Source organism: Rhizobium mulingense (genome assembly GCF_029194105.1).
In the GTDB taxonomy this organism is placed as follows: Bacteria; Pseudomonadota; Alphaproteobacteria; order Rhizobiales; family Rhizobiaceae; genus Rhizobium; species Rhizobium mulingense.
This window is the reverse complement of sequence record NZ_JARFVE010000006.1, coordinates 391,810-411,274: the sequence shown is the minus strand read 5'-3', so window position 1 is coordinate 411,274 and position 19,465 is coordinate 391,810. Positions and strand designations below refer to the sequence as shown.

Genomic DNA, 19,465 nt, shown 5'->3' with positions numbered 1-19,465 from the left:
GGGCGATGGAACATGCCCCGATTTAATGCACGGATTGATTTTGGCGCGGACTGCATCATTTTTCCTGGAGGTCGCCTCTATCAGGGAAAAACTCGATGTCAAAAGCTGCTATCGCCTTTGCCTGCCTTTGCCTGCTGACGCTTTCCGCTTGCGGCAACACTGCCTACGGACTGAAGAAGGATGGGCAGGAGGCCAGCCACGCAATGGACAACGCGACGCATCGGGTGCTTTCGGCCGGTGCCAAGAAGTAACGGCAGCAGCGAAACGCGCGCCGTCACTGGGCGGCCAAGCTTTGCATGAAAAAAAGCCCGCCTGGGGTGAGGCGGGCTTGGCCTAACAGAGAGAATGGACGGATGGAAACCGTCTCGACTAATACAGCATTTCCTTAATCGTATGGCTTTACGTCATTCGACGTAACCGCGACCGGCAGATTCCGGCCGCGACCGCCAGGATCGAGTTTAGAAGCTGCCCCAATTCTGAGCGCGGGCACGGGCGCGAATAATCCGATATTCGCGACCGCCATAGAGCGAACCGATGATCAGCAGAAGAGTCAGAACGTCCCAGATGATATGCATGTTATCCTCTTAGGTTGGACGGCCCTGCCGTCGATCGGTCAAGGTACAATAGCAATCTTTCAAACCCGCTTATATGACAAGAAATCGGGATAGGCGGGGAAGCGGGAAGGGCGCTTCATGAGGAGACGGAGTCGCCATCTTGGGAGCAGTAAGGTGAATAGATCACCCGGTGGCGGGCCATGACGATTTTTACGGTCCGCCACATCACGGCCTATCGTTACCGCAGGGAGGTCGATTTCGGCGAGCATCGCCTGATGTTCCGGCCGCGCGACAGTTTCGACCAGCGGCTGATCGAAGCGTCGCTGACGACCTATCCGGAGCAAAGTCATGTGCGCTGGATCCACGATGTTTTCGGCAATTGCGTGGCGCTCGTCGATTTTTCGCGGCCCTCCTCCGAGCTTCGCTTCGAAACCTGGATCACGCTCGACCACACACCCCAGTTCGCCCCGGATATTCGAATCGACGAGGCGGCGCTCACCTATCCCTTCTCCTACGACAAGGACGAAATCGCCGATCTCGCGCCGGCGATGCAGCGCCACTACCCCGATCCGGGCGATGAGATCGGCCGCTGGGCGCGCCGGTTTGTGCGCCTGGGGCACCCGACTGAGACTGGGCACCTGCTGATGACGCTCTGTTATGCCATTCGGGAAAGCTTCGCTTATGCGCGGCGCCACGAACATGGGACGCAGGCACCGCTTGAGACCTTAAATCTTCGCTCCGGCACGTGCCGGGATTTCGCACTTCTGATGATGGAGGCTGCACGCACGCTCGGCCTGGCAGCGCGATTCGTAAGCGGCTATGTTTACGTCCCCAATCGGGACGGCTCCACCGTGCTCGGCGGCGGCTCCACACATGCATGGTGCCAGATCTATCTTCCCGGGGCTGGGTGGGCGGAGTTCGATCCGACCAACGGCATCGTCGGCAACCGCGATCTGATTCGCGTGGCCGTTGCCCGCGATCCGCGCCAGGCTGTTCCTTTGAGCGGCAGCTATGACGGCGACGGGTCGGATTTCGACAGCATGACGGTGCAGGTCAACGTGACCACGCAGCAGGCGGGGATAAAACAGGGATGATGGTGGATCACCGCGGCTGGATGAGAGTTGCGCGGCCGCTGGAACCGGGCAGCGCAATCGGCGTTCCATACTCACCTCCATGCGGGGAGGACGAGGAAGCCACAATGAAGATACGCGCCGGGTTCCATCTGGGCTATGAATGCATCCAGCCGACGCCGATGCTGCTGGTGCTCAACATTCACCCCTCTCGTCGTGCCGACCTTCTGAGCGAGCAGGTCCTGACATTCGACCGGCCTATCGAAGTCTGGGAGTATACCGACAGTTTCGGCAACGCCTGCAGCCGGATCATCGCTCCGCCCGGGCTGACGACGATTTCGACCAGATTCGAGATTTACGATACGGGGCAACCTGACGTCGTGCCCACCGAGGCCGTGCAGCATGCGATCAAGGACCTGCCCGACGAAGTGCTCGTCTTCCTGCTTGGCAGCCGTTACTGCGACACCGACAGGCTTTCGGATTTTGCCTGGAAAACCTTCTCGTCGACGCCGCTCGGCTGGGCGCGCGTGCAGGCGATCTGCGACTTTGTGCATAACCACATCACCTTCGACTATCAGAAGGCCGACGTTCTCAGAACCGCGCATGGCGGCTTTACCGACAAGAGCGGCGTCTGCCGCGACTTCGCCCATCTCGCCATGGCGTTTTGCCGATGCCTGAACATTCCTGCCAGATATTGCACGGGCTATCTCGGCGATATCGGCGTTCCAGCCGATCCCAATCCAATGGATTTCAGCGCCTGGTTCGAAGTCTTTCTCGGCGGTCATTGGCACACGGTCGATGCCCGCCACAACACGCCGCGGATCGGCAGAATATTGATGGCGACCGGCCGCGACGCCACCGACGTCGCCATGTCGACGGCTTTCGGCCCGGCCACACTTTCCCGCTTCGAGGTGATCACCGAGGAAGTGCCGTGAAGGCACTCAAAAATTGCCGCGGACGAGCAAATCCTATGCCTTCTTCAGGAATTCCGTTTTCAGCACGAGGCCCTTGACCTGCTTGGTGTTGCACTCGATCTCGCCGGGATTGTGGGTCAGTCGAATGCCCTTGACCAAGGTTCCACGCTTCAGCGTCTCCGAGGTGCCCTTGACCTTGAGGTCTTTGATGAGAGTCACGGAATCGCCGTCGTGAAGCTGGCTTCCGTTGCTGTCTTTTACAATAATGTCCTCGGCCATGATGTCCTCGCTTGATGATGCGGCAGGGGAAATCACGACGACACGGGATAGTCAACCGCCACCCTGCCGCGCCTCCCGAGGCCATTCCCCTGGGCATGCAGATCACTTTTGCCGTCGCGGCCACATTGATCGCCGCGGCATTCGCCATCGCGGTCGGGACTTACCGTCGTGGCCGAGCGCCCGCGGGGCATTGAGACCGGACGGGGAGGCGACGCAGATCACTCCCCCGCCCGTCGCCCTTCGAGCCAAACCGACCAAGGTCCGATCGGAACCGGACTTCGTGCCGATACCAATGGCTTGGTTGCTGCAATAGTTTTCGCGGCGGGGCGGAATTGAGGAGCTTTATAGCGGTGACGAAAATTATCGTTGTAGGAATGATACTGACGCCGGTGATCTTCTGGGGTTCTATCGGCGTCTGGGTCTACTCGCTATTATCGTGAGGGCCCCCTCACACCTTCAGTCCACGATCATTTCATCGGGTATTCGGGCGAAGCGAAGTCATGGCCGGCGACGGTCCTGGACAATCTCAATCAAAACCAGGATCATGGTCAAGGCTCGTGACCAAGAGTGCTGATCAACTGGAAGGCCGAGCCCGGTTCGTTATTTTGGCACGAGCCCGTCAAGCAGGAAATCCAGACCTTTCCTGAAAGCGCCGTCCCAATCATTATCCAGCAGCAGACGAGCACGCTCGATCGTCGGATATTTTTCGCTGAGATGAGCAAGGCGCTGCTGCGCGGCGGCCATGTCGGCGTCGGAAAGGTCGAAATTCGCACGGGTGATGGTCGCGCCGATCACATAGTTCCAGAGCGACCATATCGCCCCGTTCAAATCTCCCTCGGCGACGCCGGCTCCGTATAAGATCCGACCCAGCAATTCCAGGCGACTGAGGATGTTCGAGCCGAGCGCCCGGCGCGGCAGCAGCGATGCCGACCAGGGATGGCGCAGCATGCCGGCGCGCCAGTCCTCGAGCATGTGAAAGATTGCGCCGCGCCAGTCCGCAGTCTCGCCGCCTTGCGGCGGCCCGCGATATTCGAGAACCGAGTCGAGCGCCAGATCAAACACTTCCTCTTTGTTGTCGACATGCCAATAGAGGCTCATCGCGCCCGCGCCGAGGCGATCGGCCAGGCGGCGCATCGTCAATCCGTCGACACCTTCGGCATCCAGCAGTTCGACCGCGGTCGCCACGATCCGTTCGATCGAAAGCGCCCGTTCACTGCCCGCCTGCTGCATGGACGGGACCGACCCAGCTTGCCGTCGAGGCCGTTTACCCTGAGCGCCGCCGCCTTTGGCTGCCATGCGTCCTTCCTAAATGATCTGACGGTCGTTTTAAGCCGACAAAGCCGCAAATGTCGACTCCGGCCGATTGACTCGTACAACGTACGATGCGATTTATTCGTACGTTGTACGAGTCAATCATGCGACGATCGAACGAGTATTCAATCCGAAGACCGCGTGCGCCATCGCTCGCAGTCCGCACGGCCAAGAAAATCATGTCACACACCATCAAACATTTGCTTTTCGGAGGGCTAATCATCATGACCACGGGAATTTCCACTGCGGCGACGGCAAATGCGGTCGACCTCAAGCCAACCATCGTCAATCCGAAAGACCTCTACGACCCGACGCCGAACGGCTACAGCACGGCGGCGATCGCACCGCGCGGCGCGCGGTTGGCCTTTATTTCAGGACAGGGTGGCCAGGACAGCACCGGCGCCTTGTCGCCGGACTTCGCTGTCCAGGTTAAGCAGGCTTACGCAAATCTGCGCGCCGCTCTCGATGGGCTCGGCGCAAGGCCGGATCAGGTCGCCAAGCTTACGGTCTTCGTGGTCGATCACGATATGTCCAAGCTCGAAGTGCTGACCAGAAACGTCAAAGAAACCTTCAGCGCGGCGCTGCCGGCGCAGACGCTTGTCCCGGTTCCCAAACTTGCAATAGACACGATGCTCTTCGAGGTCGAAGCCGTCGTCGTTCTAGAATAACGGCGCGAGCGATCCGGCTGCGGCAAGGCTGCCGGCTCTCTTTTCGACCTGAGGATTATCGCCGCAGAAAACGGCGGGGCCGCCGTTTTCACCCGCCTGCATTCGATCTCTTAGGGGCTATGCCTCAAGGACCGCTGCATCGGGCGGCTGACGCTGGCACATTAAAGTGAAAAATGGCGGAAGAGGTGGGATTCGAACCCACGGTACGGTTTCCCGTACGCCGGTTTTCAAGACCGGTTCCTTAAACCACTCGGACACTCTTCCAAGTAATTGAGAAGCTGTAAGAAATTCCGCTTCGGGATTTCTAGTGCATCGGTGGTTTCTGCCGATTTGCTGCCCATTCACTCACAGGCCGGCTTTTTAGCAGCTTTGACCGCAGCGTCAACTTGTTCTGCAGAGAAGCGGCTATGACAGCCGCTTCTCTCTGCCATCGTCAGACGAGGACGGTGAAGTTGTCAAATGCGAGCTGCGGAAACCCCGTCGGCTCTACATCGGGCTGAATATCGAAGCGGATGAAATCGACTGCTCCCAAGGCTTCCAGCGAAATGTGCTGGCCGTCGGCAATGGTGTCGCCATAAACTGTCAGCGACATCTCGCTCACCTTGTTGCCGCCGATATAGCCTTCGAACGTCACAAGGGCATCGACACCTTGATAGGCCGGGTCGAAAACCGTCGCGACGTCGACACCCTCCACGGTGAAGAGTTTGCCGTCAACGCGATCGAAGAATGGATTGTAGGGGTTGGTGACGACGTATTCGTTGCCGCCGGATTCGGCGACCGTCCACAGATTGCCGTCGAGCTTGTCGCCAAACTTGAAACCGGCATAGCCCGAGGCGATATCCGGCTGCCCGGGATATTCCGTCGGAGCCTTCTCGAAATCGATGGAATACAGCCCTTGCGGAGGCGTATGCACGCCGATGTTGAGATTGGCGACATCCGTGCCGCCTTTTCCATCGGAGATCTTGAAGGAGAATTTCTCGGCGAAGACTTCACCGGGTTCAAGGCTTGCGGGATCACTGACCGTGTAACTATAGCTGCCGTTGCTCCAGATCGTCAGCGTTCCGTGCTGACCCTCGATGGCCAGGTATCCTGCTTCACCCGTCTTGTTGGGAATTCTTATTCCGTTGACGAACTGAACCTGAAGCAGGTCGCCATCGGAATCCGAGGCGCTATCGAGAAGGTTTCCTTCAATGGCTTCCGCTGGTGCGTAGTCGTGGACCGACACGTCAGGCACTGCTGGCTTGTGATTTGCCATAGCTCGTCTCCCTAAAGATAAGCGTGGAAAGGACGCCGGGCTACGACCCGAACGCCGCAAATAAACTTTCTACTCCACTTTGAGTCAAGCAACAAACTACACGCCCCAAGGGAGTGGCCGCCGCGGTTACCACTCAAGGCGCGTCCCTAAGCGTGAAAAACAAGTCGCGCCACTACCGTGAGGTGAAAGCTCCAACTCCAGCGGAGATTGGCAGCCTCCTGGCGCTCGGTGGCACGTCAACCTTTATGTCTCAGCTGTTTCGCTCCGGGGCATCTCGCGCTCCGAAAGCTGACTTTGCAATGCCAAATGATCCGCATCGGCACGCCGATTGCGGCTCTGACTGCAGCCGTGGAAGGGTAGGGCGGCCGCTTCACGTTAGCGATTTGTAAACCATAATCATTAGAATTGTCGCTATCGCTACGAAAACGTTCGTAAATTCGCCACGAACCCAGCAAGATTTAAAGTCTCGTTAGGCGGGTGGGCATAAGGCGTTATTGGCCCAAGATGGGGCAAGGTTCCTTAACCATAACGATCTTTGAGCGGCGTGGGACATATGACATTGGGATACGGGGCGAGGTCTTTCGCAACGACAGCGCGGTGGCTGGCGATATCGGCGATGTGTGCGACGGTTGCGGCATGCGGCACGACACAGGCCGTGCCGAAGAAAAAGGCCCATGGCAAAGAGTATTTCTCGGAATCCGAATATGGCGTGAAGGCCAGCCCCCGCGTCGCCACCGGCAACAACATCCCGAAGGGCGGCGGCCGCTACATGGTCGGCAATCCTTATGTGGTGAAGGGTAAATGGTATTATCCGAAGGAAGACTTCTCCTATAGCAAGGTCGGCATCGCTTCATGGTATGGTTCGGCCTTTCATGGACGCCTGACGGCGAACGGCGAAGTCTACGATCAGATGCATCTTTCCGCCGCGCATCCGACTTTCCCGCTGCCGAGCTATGCTCGCGTCACCAATATCGAGAACGGCTCATCGATCATAGTGCGCGTCAACGATCGCGGTCCCTATCATGAAGGCCGCATCATCGATCTTTCCAACAAGACCGCCGATATGCTGGATCTGCAGCACAGCGGCACCGGCAAGGTGCGCGTGCAATATGTCGGCCGCGCTCGTATGGACGGCCACGACATGCCCTATCTGATGGCTTCCTACGTACCAAAGGGCAGCCGCATTCCCGGCGTCAATCCGGAAGGGCAGATTGCGAGCGGCGTCATGGTTGCCTCCAACAGCCGCAAGATCACCCGCGATCAGCTGCAGAGTGCGGAAGATTACGAGGCGCAGCCGACCAAGGTACCAGTGCCGATGTCGGCGACCTCCTATGCCGGCTCGACGCCGAGCGCGCGCTACAATGCGGCGCCCGCGCTTGCCCCGGGCGCCCATGTTCTGGTGGCGCCGACGGCACCGTCCTCAAACGCCGCGCCGGCCTTCGATCAGGTGGTCGTGCTGCCGGAGATCGGTCCCATGCCCTATGAACGCCCCTATGGCGGCTCTCAGCCTTCCCTCGCGCTTGGCTATCAGAACGAGGGCGTGAAGACGGTGACCGTCGATCTCGCCTTCGACGCGGTGATGGTGCGCAATGACGGGTTGACGCAGGCCTCGATCCTTGCCTCGGCCAAGCGCCAGCAGGCAAAATCCGCGGCGCGCTGAGCATGGCGATTGCATCGGATTTCGCCGCGCTCTAACGTTCTCAAAACTGCCGTTCACCGATGGGAATTGCGATGCTGAGGCCTGTGCTTCGCCTTCTAGAGCGGTTGCGCTTTTCACCGAAGCGCAGGATCGCTCTAACCTTTTATTTTTCCGCAGTTGCGAAGGCAAAACCGCTCGGCACTTTTGCCGCATCTGCTCTTGCATTCCTGATGCCGCTCGCCGGAGGCGCGCAAGCAGCCGATGGGGGTGCTGCCGGTTTCGCCACCAAGGCGGCGCAGGCTTATATGATCGAGGCATCCACCGGCACGGTGCTTCTCGCCAAGAACGAGGATCAGGGCTTTTCGCCGGCTTCGCTTGCCAAGCTGATGACAATGGATCTCGTCTTCGAGGCGGTGACCAAGGGTCAGATCACCCTCGACACTGAATATCCCGTTTCCGAATATGCCTGGCGCACCGGCGGCGCGCCGTCGAGGACGGCGACGATGTTTGCCGCCCTGAAATCGCGCGTGCGCGTCGAAGACCTGATCAAGGGCATCGCCATCCAAGGCGCCAATGACAGCTGCATCATTCTCGCCGAGGGCATGGCCGGAAGCGAGCAGCAATTCGCCGAATCGATGACGCGCCGCGCCCGCGAGATCGGCATGGAGAAGGCGGTGTTCGGCAATTCCACCGGCCTTCCGGATGGCAAGAGCAAGGTGACGGCGCGCGAGATGGTGACGCTTGCCGCCGCCCTCCAGCAATCCTATCCCAATCTTTATCCCTATTTTGCCCAGCCCGATTTCGAGTGGAACAAGATCTTTCAGCGCAACCGCAACCCGCTGCTCGGGCTCGATCTCGGCGCTGACGGACTTGCGACGGGCTTTAGCGAGGGTGAAGGTTATTCGATCGTCGCCTCGGTCCAGCGCGACGGCCGGCGGCTGTTTCTGGCACTCGCCGGAATCGCCTCCGACAAGGAGCGGACGGAAGAGGCCAAGCGTGTGCTCGAATGGGGCCTGACGGCCTTCGAGAGCCGGCAGATTTTCGCCGAGCATGAAGTGATCGGCGCAGCCAGCGTCTATGGCGGCGCGGCGCGCACCGTCGATCTGATCGCCAAAGCGCCGGTCAGCGTCTATATTCCGGTCAGCAATCCCGACCGGCTGTCGGCGCGCATCGTCTATCGCTGGCCGCTGACAGCGCCGGTGCAGCCGGATTATCAGGCCGGCACGCTCAGGATTTTCGCCGGCAGCCGGCTTCTCAGGGAAGTCCCGCTCTATACCGCGCAGGCGGTGGGCGAAGGCTCGCTCAGCAGCCGCGCCGTCGATGCCATGCTGGAGCTCGGCGAATCGCTGTTTTTCTCGTGGCTCTGGGACAAATCCGCGCCCGGCTGAAGCCGGTATCGCCAAGCGGCTGCACTGTCGCGCGCCACATGTTCAAGACTTGAACGCCAGGCCTTCTGATATAAAACGCCGGGCCTTCTGATATAATTTGCCGGGGAAGGTGATTATGTCGCCGCGGCGAAAGGTTTTCCTTCCCGATGTCTTCGGATAGATAGAAGAGGCGGGGCGCGCGCGCGTGCGGCGCCCGGAATGCGGGAAGCTGTCATTGTCATCCGGTACGGGATTGTTCGTTACGTTTGAAGGCGGGGAAGGGGCGGGGAAATCCACGCAGATCCGCCGCCTCGCGGAGGCGCTGAAGGGCGAAGGTCACGATGTGCTGATAACGCGGGAACCGGGCGGATCGCCCGGCGCCGAGGCCGTGCGCCACGTGCTCTTGTCCGGGGCTGCCGAGGCCTTCGGCACACGGATGGAGGCGATCCTTTTTGCCGCTGCCCGCAACGACCATGTCGAAGAGGTGATCCGGCCGGCCCTTGCCGCGGGCAAGATCGTGCTCTGCGACCGCTTCATGGATTCCTCCCGTGTCTACCAGGGTATCACCGGCAACCTCGAACCCGATTTCATCGAGACGCTGCAGCGCATCGCCATCAATGGCGTCGTGCCCGATTGCACCTTGATACTCGACATTCCCGCAAAGGTCGGCCTGGAGCGGGCGCAGAAGCGCAGCGCGACTGAGGCGCCCGACCGCTTCGAGAAGGAGCGGCTCGAAACGCATGAAAAACGGCGCGAGGCCTTTCTCGATATCGCCGCGCGCGAGCCGGAGCGCTGCCACGTGGTCAACGCCATGCAGACGGAGGAGGCGATCGCGGCCGAGATCCTGGCGATCATCAGGCAGCTCAAGTCGCCCGCAGACCGCGCCCGATTGCCGGAAGCCGCCCATCATGAGTGAATTCCATTATGAGTGAGGAGAGGCCGGGATTGCTCGACGGCGCTGTTTGGCCGGCCGAGAACACCAGATTGTTTGGCCATGAGGAGGCGGAGGCCTTCCTCGCGCAATCCTACCGATCCGGCAAAGGTCATCACGCCATCCTGATCGAGGGGCCGGAGGGCATCGGCAAGGCGACGCTCGCCTTCCGCTTCGCCAACCACGTGCTCTCGCATCCCGATCCCGAGACAGCGCCGGAGACGATCGGCGATCCGGATCCCGCCTCCGCAGTCAGCCGCCAGATCGCCTCCGGCGCTTCGCATAATCTCCTGCATCTTGCCCGGCCGGTGGACGAAAAGACCGGCAAGGTGAAATCGGCGATAACAGTCGACGAGGTACGCCGCGCCGGCAAGTTCTTCTCGCAGACGTCAGGTACCGGCAATTGGCGGATCGTCATCATCGATCCGGCCGACGACATGAACCGCAATGCGGCCAACGCCATTCTGAAGATCCTCGAGGAGCCGCCGAAGCGGGCGCTGTTTCTGGTGCTATCACATGCGCCGGGTCGGCTGCTGCCGACGATCCGCTCGCGCTGCCTGCCGTTGAAACTGTCGCCGCTTTCAGATGATGCGCTGGTGGCAGCCCTTGACCATCTCGGCATATCGGGAGAGGGCGGGGCGGTGCTTTCGGCGGCCAAGGGCAGTGTCGGCGAAGCGTTGAAGCTCTTGAACTATGGCGGCGGAGAGATCATCGCCGCCTATGACGAGGTGCTTTCCGCCGAAGGGCCGGCGGCCCGCAAGGCGATGCACGGGCTGGCCGATGCGCTGTCGGGCAAAGAAAGCGACACGATCTTCGATTTCTTTGTCAGCCATGTCGGCGACGACATCATGAACCGTGCGCGTGTGGCAGCGGGGGAGGGGCAGATCGCTGCTGCCGAGCGTCTGGCGCGGCTCTATTCCGAAATCACTGAGCGGCTCACCATTTCGGATGCCTATAATCTCGACCGCAAGCAGACGATCATCAGCATTCTCGCCGATATCAAGCAGCCGGGCCTCTAAAGCGCGTCGCATTAAATTTGATTCATGCGACGCGCTTTAGCTCTTTGTTTTGATGCATGTCGTTGTCCCGGAACCGCTGCACATTTCCCGGCGACATGCATGAGAATCCTGAGCCTGGTCAGCCGGTCAAGAGCTTGCCTGCGACGACGGCAAGCGTGGCGGCCAGGACGATGCGTATGGTGCGTTCATGCAGCTTCGGCGCCAGAAGGCTGCCGATGACGATGCCGGGGATCGAGCCGACGAGCAGGGCAAACAGCATCGCCCAGTCGATTTCGCCGATCAGCCAATAGCCCATGCCGCCGATCAGGGTCAGCGGTACCGCATGGACGATATCGGAACCGACGATCTCGCGCACGTTAAGCCTGGGATAGAGTACCAGCAGGATCGTCACACCGAGCGCACCGGCGCCGACCGAGGTCAGGGTGACGAGGACGCCAAGACAGAACCCAAGAATGACGGTGAGAATGAGGATGGTTGCCGGCTGCGGCGGCGTGCGATCGCCGATGGCGCGCCGCGCCAATTCGAGGATCGAGCCTCGGAAGACCAGCATAATCGCGGTCATGACAAGCAGCCAGCCGAGCGCAACCGTAATGGTGTTGGTCACGCCGATGCTTTTACGATCGACGCCTGCCAACAGCCAAAGCATCAGCACGGCGGCCGGCACACTGCCGGCGGCGAGGCTTCCGACGATCTTCCAATTGATCCGTCCATGCACGCCGTGAACGGCAGTGCCTGCCGTCTTCGTGATCGCCGCATAGAGGAGATCGGTGCCGACCGCGGTTGCGGGGTGTACGCCGAAGAGCAGCACCAGCAGCGGCGTCATCAGCGAACCGCCACCAACGCCGGTGATGCCGACAAGCGCGCCGACAAACAGGCCCGAAATCGAATAGAGCGGCTCGAATGTCAAACAAGCGCCCCCAACGGCGCGCGGCCACAACAAACCGGATCGATGAAAACTGACACTTCGTTCTGTCCCGCCCTCTTTCTGACGACCGGTAAATTGGGTGCGAAGCGGAGTCAAGTTCACGACCCCGTGCCCCGGAAATCATGACGGCGCCAAAACTTGATGTTTCGCTTGGCGGAGACATGCGCTAAGAGCGGCTGACCATTTTTATAGAGTAAGCCGGACATTGGCCGCCATGACAGACAAGACACCCTTCTACATCACCACCGCGATTTCCTATCCGAATGGCAAACCGCATATCGGCCATGCCTATGAGCTGATCGCGACGGATGCGATGGCGCGCTACCAGCGCCTGGACGGCAAGGATGTCTTCTTCCTGACCGGCACCGACGAACACGGCCAGAAGATGCAGCAGACGGCGCGCGCCGAGGGGATTACCGCGCAGGCGCTCGCCGACCGCAACTCCGGCGAATTCGAGGCGATGGCGAAGCTGCTCAACGCCTCGAACGATGATTTCATCCGCACCACGCAGCAGCGCCATCACGAGACGTCGCGCAACATCTGGAAGCTGATGGCCGACAATGGCGACATCTACAAGGACAGCTATGCCGGCTGGTATTCAGTGCGCGACGAGGCCTATTACCAGGAAAACGAGACGGAACTGCGCGCCGATGGCGTGCGCTACGGCGCGCAAGGCACGCCCGTCGAATGGGTGGAAGAGGCAAGCTATTTCTTCAAGCTCTCCGAATACCAGGAGAAGCTGCTGGCGCATTACGAGGCCAATCCCGATTTCATCGGTCCGGCCGAGCGCCGCAACGAGGTGATCTCCTTCGTCAAATCGGGGCTCAAGGACCTGTCGGTCTCGCGCACGACCTTCGACTGGGGCATCAAGGTGCCGAACGATCCGTCCCACGTCATGTATGTCTGGGTCGACGCACTGACCAACTACATCACTGCGACCGGCTATATCGAAGACAGGAACGGCCCGCGGGCCAAATACTGGCCGGCGGATGTCCACATCATCGGCAAGGACATCATCCGCTTCCATGCCGTCTACTGGCCGGCCTTCCTGATGTCGGCGAAGCTGCCGCTGCCGAAGCGGGTCTTTGCCCACGGCTTCCTGCTCAACAAGGGCGAGAAGATGTCGAAGTCGCTCGGCAATGTCGTCGATCCCGTCAATCTGGTAAACCATTTCGGTCTTGATCAGGTGCGCTACTTCTTCCTGCGCGAAGTTTCCTTCGGCCAGGACGGCAGCTACAGCGAAGAGGCGATCGGCACGCGCATCAACTCCGACCTCGCCAACGGCATCGGCAATCTCGCCAGCCGCTCGCTGTCGATGATCGTCAAGAACTGTGACGGCAAAATCCCGGAATGCGGGGCGCTAACCGACGAGGACAAGGCGATGCTGGCGCAGGCCGACGCGCTGCACGCGTCGACGCGTGAAGACATGGGCAAGCAGCAGATTCACCGGGCGCTTGGCTCGATCATAGCCGTCGTTTCCGAGGCCGACCGCTATTTCGCCGGCCAGGCGCCATGGGCGCTGAAAAAGACGGATCCGGCGCGCATGGGTACGGTGCTGTACGTCACCGCCGAAGTCGTGCGCCAGATTGCCATCCTGCTGCAGCCGTTCATGCCGGAATCGTCGGGTAAGCTGCTCGATCTCGTGGCTGCGCCTGCCGACAAGCGCGATTTTGCCGCCCTCGGCGAGGCCGGCCGCCTGATCGCCGGAACGCCGCTCGAGGCGCCTACGCCAGTCTTCCCGCGCTACGTGGCTCCGGAGGCTTGAGGCCGTGCTGATCGATACGCATTGCCATCTGGATTTCGCAGACTTCGAGGCCGAGCGCGACGAGATTGTCGCGCGCGCCCATCAGGCCGGTGTCAAACAGATGGTGACGATCTCGACGCGCGTGCGCAAGCTCGACGGGCTGCTCGCCATCACCGAGAAATATCCCTCGGTCTTCTGCTCGGTCGGTACGCATCCGAACAATGCCGACGAAGAGCTTGATATCCAGACGGAAGACCTCGTGCGTCTGGCGAACGCCCATCAGAAGGTGGTCGCGATCGGCGAGGCGGGTCTCGATTATTTCTACGACACGCAAAAGCCCGAGGACCAGCAGACCGGCTTTCGCCGGCATATTGCCGCCGCTCGGGAAACGCAGCTGCCGCTCGTTATCCACAGCCGCAGCGCCGATGAGGACATGGCAACGATCCTGACCGAGGAAACGGGGAAGGGGGCTTTCCCCTTTATCCTGCACTGCTTTTCGGCGGGTCCGGAACTGGCGCGAACCGGCGTCGAACTCGGCGGCTATGTCTCCTTCTCCGGCATCCTGACCTTCCCGAAGTCGGAAGAGCTGCGCGAGATTGCCAAGACAGTCCCGCAGGATCGGCTGCTGGTGGAAACGGACGCGCCGTATTTGGCGCCAAAACGCTGGCGCGGCAAGCGCAACGAGCCTTCCTATGTCGTCAACACGGCCGAAGTGCTCGCCGAGACGATCGGCCTTTCCTACGCGGAGATTGCACGGATCACGACGGAAAACGCTTTCCGCCTGTTCTCGAAAATGCCGAGGATCTAGCAGCGTGCTCTACCGGCGGCGTTTCACCATTCTCGGCTGTTCGTCGTCACCGGGTGTGCCGCGCATTTCTGGCGACTGGGGCGCCTGCAATCCCGACAATCCGAAAAACCGGCGCACGCGCGCCTCGTTCATGGTGCAGCAATTCAGCCCTGACGGCGTCACCACGGTCGTCGTCGACACGGGGCCGGATTTTCGCGAGCAGATGATCAGGGCCGGGGCCGACCATGTCGATGCCGTGCTTTACAGCCATCCGCATGCCGACCACATTCACGGCATTGACGATCTGCGCGGTTATTTCCACAATACGCGCCGCCGCGTGCCGATCTTTGCCGACCAATATACGATGGACAGGCTGCGTGAAGCCTTCCGCTATTGCCTGGAAACGCCGCCCGGCAGCAATTACCCACCGATCGTGCTGCCCGTCGTCATCGAAAATATCGACGAACCCGTCGAAATCCGCGGCCCCGGCGGCAAGATCGATTTTTACCCGCATATCCAGCAGCATGGCGATATCCATTCGCTCGGCTTCCGCATCGGCGATGTGGCTTATTGCAGCGATATCAGCGATTTCCCGCCGCAGACCGTCGAGAAGCTGCGAAATCTCGACGTTCTGATCATCGACGCCCTGCAATATACCTATCATCCGAGCCATCTGTCGCTGGAACAGTCGCTCGACTGGATCAGCCGGCTCAAGCCGAAACGGGCGATTCTAACCCATATGCACACGCCGCTGGATTACGACGCGGTGATGGCTGAGACGCCCGAGCATGTGGTGCCGGCGTTTGACCAGATGAGCTTCGAGATTGAGGTCAGCGCGTAATTCTGGGCGCCGCAGCGTCCTGCTCTGTGTCTGAAAAAAACGCTGCGGGTCGAGGCGAAAACCCCGACCCTGATGCAGGATCACGACATATAGGGCAGAACCTCGACGGCGCCGCGATAGATCATATCGAGCGAAACGTAGAGAATGATCAGCAGACCGACATAGGCGATCCAGCGATGGCGACCGAGTAGCCGGGCGATCAGATTGGCCGCGATGCCCATCAGCGCGATCGACAGGCCGAGGCCGATGACCAGCACGCTCGGATGTTCGCGCGCAGCCCCCGCAACGGCGAGCACGTTATCGAGCGACATCGAGACGTCGGCGATGACGATCTGGGTCGCCGCCTGGAAGAAGGTCTTTCTCGGCGCACCTTCGCCGGTCTCCGCTAGGTGTTCCTCGTTTTGGCCGTTGCGAAGCTCGCGCCACATCTTCCAGCAGACCCAGAGCAACAGCAGGCCGCCGGCCAGGAGCAGGCCGACAATGGCCAGTAGATAGACTGCGACGCTGGCAAAGAGAATACGTAGAACGGTTGCGGCCAGGATGCCGACGATGATCGCCTTGCGCCGTTGCGTGGCCTCAAGGCCGGCTGCGGCAAGACCGATAACCACGGCGTTGTCGCCAGCGAGAACAAGGTCGATAGCGATGACCTGCAGCAAAGCCGTAAGACCGGCTGCCGTGAAGATGTCCATATGAAATGTCCCCAATGCGTCAAAAGCCGTGCTAGCGTCTCCACCGTTTGACGTCAACCGCCGAGGGATGCAACAGCCGGTGCAATTCACCGCGCGGTGCAGCCGAAACGATAAGCGGCAGCATTATGGAACTGACGGTCAAGTCGCCATTGCCTTGGAACATTCGTCTCGGCTGCCGGTTCTCCGAGTCAGGAAACCAGGCGTCGGGTCGGCGGCTGGAACGCGACATCGAGAGGAGAGTTCCGTGAGCAACATTCACAACGATACCAACCCGGGGTTTTCAGGCCCCGTGGGCGGCGGCAGCCTTACCGCCTTTTTCGACAGCCGGTCGGAGGCCGAATCCGCGATTTCCCGTCTCGAGGATGCCGGCGTCCCCGTAGCGAGAATAAGATTGATGCCGGGATATGAGGCGGATGAAAAAAATGCCGGCGTCATGAGCGACGACCGCAGCGGCTTCTTCGACGCGCTGGCCGACTTCTTCTTCCCGGACGAGGATCGCGCGATGTACGCAGAAGGGCTGCGGCGAGGCGGCTTCCTCGTTCAGGTCAACGATATCGATGACGCGCTCTACGAAACCGTTCACGATATCCTGGACGACGAGGGCAGCATCGACATCGACGAGCGGGCGGATCTCTGGTTATCGGAAAGCGGACGCCAAGGCGGGTCGAATACCGGTTTTGCGGGCTCGGCCCATGGCGGCAAGGCCGCGGACGACCTGGCAGTATCCGAAAGCGCATTCGAAGGGCCGGCTTCCGACGAGGCGCCGGTCGCCGTGCGCGACACCGCGCATGGAAGCGCCAAGGTTCGTGCTTATAAATTCATCGGCGCTCCCGCATCATCGAACGATTCGCAACAGCAGTCGCAGACGCAAGGCGGGTCGCAGCAGAGCCAGAGTTTCCGGCGCGATCATTGATGTGCAGCGAGGCCGGCGGCAATGTCGAGCCTCGCTGCGCTCACTTATTCGAGGACAAGTCGATGCAATCATCCATCAACCGCGACGGCTTTCTTCCGCCCGATCCCGATGAACTGGTCGCGGAAGGCGAACCGCCTTTTGCCGATGCCGCCGCCGAGTCCGCGCGTGAAAAGGCCGACCAAAGTTTGCACCACCTGCAGCGGGAATTGCGGCTGCTTCAGGCCCGCATCGGCCTGCTGCGTGACGATGCGGAAGCAGCGCTGAAAGCCAAGGCAACATCCGTCGATGCGAATGCCCATGTGCAGCTCGGCGACTATCCGTGGCTGAAACTCGCCTTAGCCACCGGCGCAGCCTTCGTCGCCGCGAGGGCGATCAGAAGCTTGCCGTTCGGCGTATTGCTGGGCGAATTTGCCGGTCATGTCTCGCAGACCAGACGGTGGTGAACGATCCGGCAAGGCAGAGCGAGTCCGGCGCCACGCACGACGCGACGAGGAAATCCTTCGCCGAGGCTCCTGAAGTCCAGCCGTGCTACTACGTGACGGGCGAAGTGGTTTCATGCTGATCGTTGCCGTCCGAACCATGGGAGCCTACGAAGCCATGGCCCGGCGCCTGTTCTTCGCCAACAGGAACGTCAAGCGGTTCCGCAGTTTTGTAGCGATGGAGAGAGTGAAGGTGGGCTTCAATATCGCGCTGGAGCCGCAACGCGATCGGAGCTGAGCCGGACTGGGGCAGCGCAAAGGCGGACGACATAAGCCTTTGGTGTGGCTGACAAAGGTTTGCGTTCCATAATCTGTCTTATGCGATATTTGTTTGTAGGAGCTATTTAGTAATGCGACAGTTGGGCCAGTTAGAGATGCGACAGTCTCGCCTCTCGACGTGCTGGTCAATGCCAACGTTGGGAGCAAGGATGACGACCTTCAGCCTGGTCGAGACCATGAGCGGTCGGAGTCGTCATGTCCTGTTTGATCACCATGTCGCAGAAAGAATTGCATCGCCTCGAAGTTGTTCAGAAGACCCGTGATCGACGCCTGAGCGTCGTCCAGGCGGCTGAGGTGCTCGATCTCAGCCGAAGTCAGGTTCACAGGCTGCTGCAGGCTTATGATCGTTCCGGTGAAGCCGGTCTTGTTTCGAAGAAGCGATCACGGCCGAGCAATCGGCGCCACAGCAAGGATTTTCGCAATGCGGCGCTGGATCTGATCCGCGAACGCTATCCGGATTTCGGTCCGACGTTAGCACGCGAGAAACTGATCGAACTGCATCAGATTTCGGTCGCCAAGGAGACGTTACGCCAATGGATGACCGAGGCCGGCATCTGGATCTCGCGACGCGAACGCAAGAAGCGGGTTTTTCAGCCGCGCGGCCGGCGGGATTGTCTCGGCGAGCTCGTCCAGATCGACGGTTCGCATCACTGGTGGTTTGAGAACCGCGGTCCCAAATGCGCCCTGCTCGTCTACATCGATGATGCTACCGGCAAGCTGCTGCATCTGCGGTTCGCCGGATCGGAGAACACCTTCGACTACCTGCATGCGACGAAGGCCTATCTGCAGCAATGGGGCAAACCTCTGGCATTCTATAGCGACAAGCACGGTGTCTTCCGCCCGGTCCATGCATCGGAGAAAGACCGGACGAGCGGCCTGACGCAGTTCGGTCGTGCCCTTTATGAGCTCAACATCGATATCATCTGCGCCAACACCCCGCAGGCCAAAGGTCGCGTGGAACGCGCCAATCAGACGCTGCAGGATCGATTGGTCAAGGAACTCCGGCTGCCGGCATCGACACGATCGAGGCGGCAAACCTCTATGCACCGGCGTTTATTGCGGATTTCAATGTCCGGTTCGGCAAGCCGCCGCGCAATCCGAAAGACATGCACCGCCCCCTCGCCGCACATGAGAATCTCGATAGCGCCATGTGCCGCAAGGAGGTCCGCACGCTGTCGCAGTCCCTGACGTTACGCTACGACAAGGTCTTGTTCATTCTCGATTCGACGGAGCAGGCCAAGGCGCTGGCGGGTAAGAAGGTCGTTGTCTGCGACTATCCGGACGGTCGCCTCGAGATCATGCACGAGAGTTTTGCCCTGCCCTACAGAACCTTCGATAAGTTGCGATCGATACATAGACCCGAAGTCGTTGAGAACAAGCGTTTGGACGACATGCTTTCGATCGTCGCTGAGCTGCAGGCTGGACGTGAACTGCAGCGCAGTAAGAGCGGCCCGCGCCGCACCGGTCAGACGGATCATATGTTTGGGATACCGGATGGCGGCCAGGGCAACGGTTATCAAAAGCGTGGTCGCAAACCCGGCCGGCGGACGGACTTCATGAACGATCCGGAAGTCATTGCCAAACGGCAGAAGGCGCTGGCGCGGATGGAGGCTGCGGAATGAATGGTGTCGGCATAGTCTCAAAGCTAAAGGCGAAGGGCGCCTCTCACCCGCCCCCTCCCTACCCTTGCAACCCGGCCCAGCCGGTTCGGTCGGGGGCTGATCGCCAGTGCCAGTGTCGCGTTTCTAACTGGCTGGCGGCGCCGCACCTCTAACCAGCTTTGACATAGCCGCCCAGTTGA

19 protein-coding genes, 1 tRNA gene and 1 pseudogene are annotated in these 19,465 nt (G+C 60.4%); 15 read left to right on the top strand and 6 right to left on the bottom strand.

The features are described from left to right. Positions 1-95: 95 nt before the first annotated feature. The 3 genes from PYR71_RS17035 to PYR71_RS17025 all read left to right on the top strand — a co-directional run bounded on the left by PYR71_RS17035 (position 96) and on the right by PYR71_RS17025 (position 2,559). A complete protein-coding gene (locus tag PYR71_RS17035) occupies positions 96-251 on the top strand; it encodes an entericidin (protein WP_183913785.1) in 156 nt (51 codons plus the stop codon). A gap of 503 nt (positions 252-754) precedes the next feature. Next, positions 755-1,648 (top strand): transglutaminase family protein, encoded by an 894-nt coding sequence (locus PYR71_RS17030; RefSeq protein WP_275620177.1) that lies wholly within the window; start codon positions 755-757, stop codon positions 1,646-1,648. A 104-nt stretch (positions 1,649-1,752) separates the two neighbouring features. Then, a complete protein-coding gene (locus tag PYR71_RS17025; protein WP_275620176.1) occupies positions 1,753-2,559 on the top strand; it encodes a transglutaminase-like domain-containing protein in 807 nt (268 codons plus the stop codon). A gap of 33 nt (positions 2,560-2,592) precedes the next feature. Here the strand turns inward: PYR71_RS17025 and PYR71_RS17020 are convergent, their stop codons facing one another. Further along, positions 2,593-2,817: an alkylphosphonate utilization protein gene (locus PYR71_RS17020; protein ID WP_275620175.1), complete on the bottom strand. Its 225-nt coding sequence runs from the start codon at positions 2,815-2,817 to the stop codon at positions 2,593-2,595. A gap of 600 nt (positions 2,818-3,417) precedes the next feature. Beyond that, entirely contained in the window at positions 3,418-4,113 is a 696-nt protein-coding gene (locus PYR71_RS17015) for a TetR/AcrR family transcriptional regulator (protein ID WP_275620174.1), read from the bottom strand. Between the two features lie 194 nt (positions 4,114-4,307). On the opposite strand from PYR71_RS17015, the gene PYR71_RS17010 reads away from it, so the two are divergent. After that, on the top strand, positions 4,308-4,796 hold the full coding sequence (locus tag PYR71_RS17010; RefSeq protein ID WP_275620173.1) for a RidA family protein: 489 nt from the start codon (positions 4,308-4,310) through the stop codon (positions 4,794-4,796). A 174-nt stretch (positions 4,797-4,970) separates the two neighbouring features. Here PYR71_RS17010 and PYR71_RS17005 read toward each other — a convergent pair. Both PYR71_RS17005 and PYR71_RS17000 read right to left on the bottom strand, forming a co-directional pair. Continuing rightward, positions 4,971-5,060: transfer RNA gene (locus PYR71_RS17005), tRNA-Ser, on the bottom strand. Between the two features lie 169 nt (positions 5,061-5,229). Continuing rightward, positions 5,230-6,051: a cadherin-like domain-containing protein gene (locus tag PYR71_RS17000; RefSeq protein WP_275620172.1), complete on the bottom strand. Its 822-nt coding sequence runs from the start codon at positions 6,049-6,051 to the stop codon at positions 5,230-5,232. A gap of 553 nt (positions 6,052-6,604) precedes the next feature. On the opposite strand from PYR71_RS17000, the gene PYR71_RS16995 reads away from it, so the two are divergent. The 4 genes from PYR71_RS16995 to PYR71_RS16980 all read left to right on the top strand — a co-directional run bounded on the left by PYR71_RS16995 (position 6,605) and on the right by PYR71_RS16980 (position 11,007). Continuing rightward, positions 6,605-7,711, top strand: a complete 1,107-nt coding sequence (locus tag PYR71_RS16995; RefSeq protein ID WP_183913797.1) for a septal ring lytic transglycosylase RlpA family protein — start codon at positions 6,605-6,607, stop codon at positions 7,709-7,711. Positions 7,712-7,920: 209 nt separating this feature from the next. Then, on the top strand, positions 7,921-9,078 hold the full coding sequence (locus PYR71_RS16990) for a D-alanyl-D-alanine carboxypeptidase family protein (protein ID WP_275620219.1): 1,158 nt from the start codon (positions 7,921-7,923) through the stop codon (positions 9,076-9,078). Positions 9,079-9,292: 214 nt separating this feature from the next. Next, complete coding sequence (gene tmk / locus PYR71_RS16985) at positions 9,293-9,973, top strand: dTMP kinase (RefSeq protein WP_275620171.1); 681 nt, start codon at positions 9,293-9,295, stop codon at positions 9,971-9,973. An 8-nt stretch (positions 9,974-9,981) separates the two neighbouring features. After that, positions 9,982-11,007, top strand: a complete 1,026-nt coding sequence (locus tag PYR71_RS16980; RefSeq protein WP_275620170.1) for a DNA polymerase III subunit delta' — start codon at positions 9,982-9,984, stop codon at positions 11,005-11,007. 118 nt (positions 11,008-11,125) lie between these two features. Here the strand turns inward: PYR71_RS16980 and PYR71_RS16975 are convergent, their stop codons facing one another. Next, a complete protein-coding gene (locus PYR71_RS16975; protein WP_183913804.1) occupies positions 11,126-11,914 on the bottom strand; it encodes a sulfite exporter TauE/SafE family protein in 789 nt (262 codons plus the stop codon). A gap of 232 nt (positions 11,915-12,146) precedes the next feature. Here PYR71_RS16975 and metG point away from each other — a divergent pair, with 232 nt between their 5' ends. From metG to PYR71_RS16960, 3 genes are read left to right on the top strand one after another with little or no spacing between them, the layout of a single operon-like run. After that, positions 12,147-13,697, top strand: coding sequence for a methionine--tRNA ligase (gene metG, locus PYR71_RS16970; protein WP_275620169.1), 1,551 nt, complete (start codon positions 12,147-12,149; stop codon positions 13,695-13,697). A 4-nt stretch (positions 13,698-13,701) separates the two neighbouring features. Further along, the gene (locus PYR71_RS16965; protein WP_275620168.1) at positions 13,702-14,484 is read left to right on the top strand and encodes a TatD family hydrolase; all 783 of its coding nucleotides are present in this window, start codon (positions 13,702-13,704) and stop codon (positions 14,482-14,484) included. Positions 14,485-14,488: 4 nt separating this feature from the next. Continuing rightward, complete coding sequence (locus PYR71_RS16960; RefSeq protein WP_275620167.1) at positions 14,489-15,304, top strand: MBL fold metallo-hydrolase; 816 nt, start codon at positions 14,489-14,491, stop codon at positions 15,302-15,304. 80 nt (positions 15,305-15,384) lie between these two features. Here the strand turns inward: PYR71_RS16960 and PYR71_RS16955 are convergent, their stop codons facing one another. Further along, positions 15,385-15,993: a TerC family protein gene (locus PYR71_RS16955; protein WP_275620166.1), complete on the bottom strand. Its 609-nt coding sequence runs from the start codon at positions 15,991-15,993 to the stop codon at positions 15,385-15,387. Between the two features lie 244 nt (positions 15,994-16,237). Here PYR71_RS16955 and PYR71_RS16950 point away from each other — a divergent pair, with 244 nt between their 5' ends. From PYR71_RS16950 to PYR71_RS16935, 4 genes and pseudogenes are all read left to right on the top strand, one after another. Further along, on the top strand, positions 16,238-16,906 hold the full coding sequence (locus PYR71_RS16950; RefSeq protein WP_275620165.1) for a hypothetical protein: 669 nt from the start codon (positions 16,238-16,240) through the stop codon (positions 16,904-16,906). A gap of 62 nt (positions 16,907-16,968) precedes the next feature. Continuing rightward, positions 16,969-17,349 carry a hypothetical protein gene (locus PYR71_RS16945; protein WP_183913815.1) on the top strand — a complete coding sequence of 127 codons (381 nt, stop codon included), beginning with the start codon at positions 16,969-16,971 and terminating at the stop codon, positions 17,347-17,349. Between the two features lie 112 nt (positions 17,350-17,461). Further along, positions 17,462-17,623: an Lrp/AsnC ligand binding domain-containing protein gene (locus PYR71_RS31020; protein WP_416340297.1), complete on the top strand. Its 162-nt coding sequence runs from the start codon at positions 17,462-17,464 to the stop codon at positions 17,621-17,623. A 236-nt stretch (positions 17,624-17,859) separates the two neighbouring features. Then, positions 17,860-19,286 (top strand): annotated as a pseudogene (locus PYR71_RS16935) (ISNCY family transposase). The last annotated feature ends 179 nt before the right edge of the window (positions 19,287-19,465 follow it).

Excerpts from the sequence above, each read along its gene's own strand:
- PYR71_RS17035 (WP_183913785.1), top strand. The coding sequence starts at position 96 with ATGTCAAAAGCTGCTATCGCCTTTGCCTGCCTTTGCCTGCTGACGCTT.
- PYR71_RS17030 (WP_275620177.1), top strand. The coding sequence starts at position 755 with ATGACGATTTTTACGGTCCGCCACATCACGGCCTATCGTTACCGCAGG.
- PYR71_RS17025 (WP_275620176.1), top strand. The coding sequence starts at position 1,753 with ATGAAGATACGCGCCGGGTTCCATCTGGGCTATGAATGCATCCAGCCG.
- PYR71_RS17020 (WP_275620175.1), bottom strand. The coding sequence starts at position 2,817 with ATGGCCGAGGACATTATTGTAAAAGACAGCAACGGAAGCCAGCTTCAC.
- PYR71_RS17015 (WP_275620174.1), bottom strand. The coding sequence starts at position 4,113 with ATGGCAGCCAAAGGCGGCGGCGCTCAGGGTAAACGGCCTCGACGGCAA.
- PYR71_RS17010 (WP_275620173.1), top strand. The coding sequence starts at position 4,308 with ATGTCACACACCATCAAACATTTGCTTTTCGGAGGGCTAATCATCATG.
- PYR71_RS17000 (WP_275620172.1), bottom strand. The coding sequence starts at position 6,051 with ATGGCAAATCACAAGCCAGCAGTGCCTGACGTGTCGGTCCACGACTAC.
- PYR71_RS16995 (WP_183913797.1), top strand. The coding sequence starts at position 6,605 with ATGACATTGGGATACGGGGCGAGGTCTTTCGCAACGACAGCGCGGTGG.
- PYR71_RS16990 (WP_275620219.1), top strand. The coding sequence starts at position 7,921 with ATGCCGCTCGCCGGAGGCGCGCAAGCAGCCGATGGGGGTGCTGCCGGT.
- PYR71_RS16980 (WP_275620170.1), top strand. The coding sequence starts at position 9,982 with ATGAGTGAGGAGAGGCCGGGATTGCTCGACGGCGCTGTTTGGCCGGCC.
- metG (WP_275620169.1), top strand. The coding sequence starts at position 12,147 with ATGACAGACAAGACACCCTTCTACATCACCACCGCGATTTCCTATCCG.
- PYR71_RS16955 (WP_275620166.1), bottom strand. The coding sequence starts at position 15,993 with ATGGACATCTTCACGGCAGCCGGTCTTACGGCTTTGCTGCAGGTCATC.
- PYR71_RS16945 (WP_183913815.1), top strand. The coding sequence starts at position 16,969 with ATGCAATCATCCATCAACCGCGACGGCTTTCTTCCGCCCGATCCCGAT.
- PYR71_RS31020 (WP_416340297.1), top strand. The coding sequence starts at position 17,462 with ATGCTGATCGTTGCCGTCCGAACCATGGGAGCCTACGAAGCCATGGCC.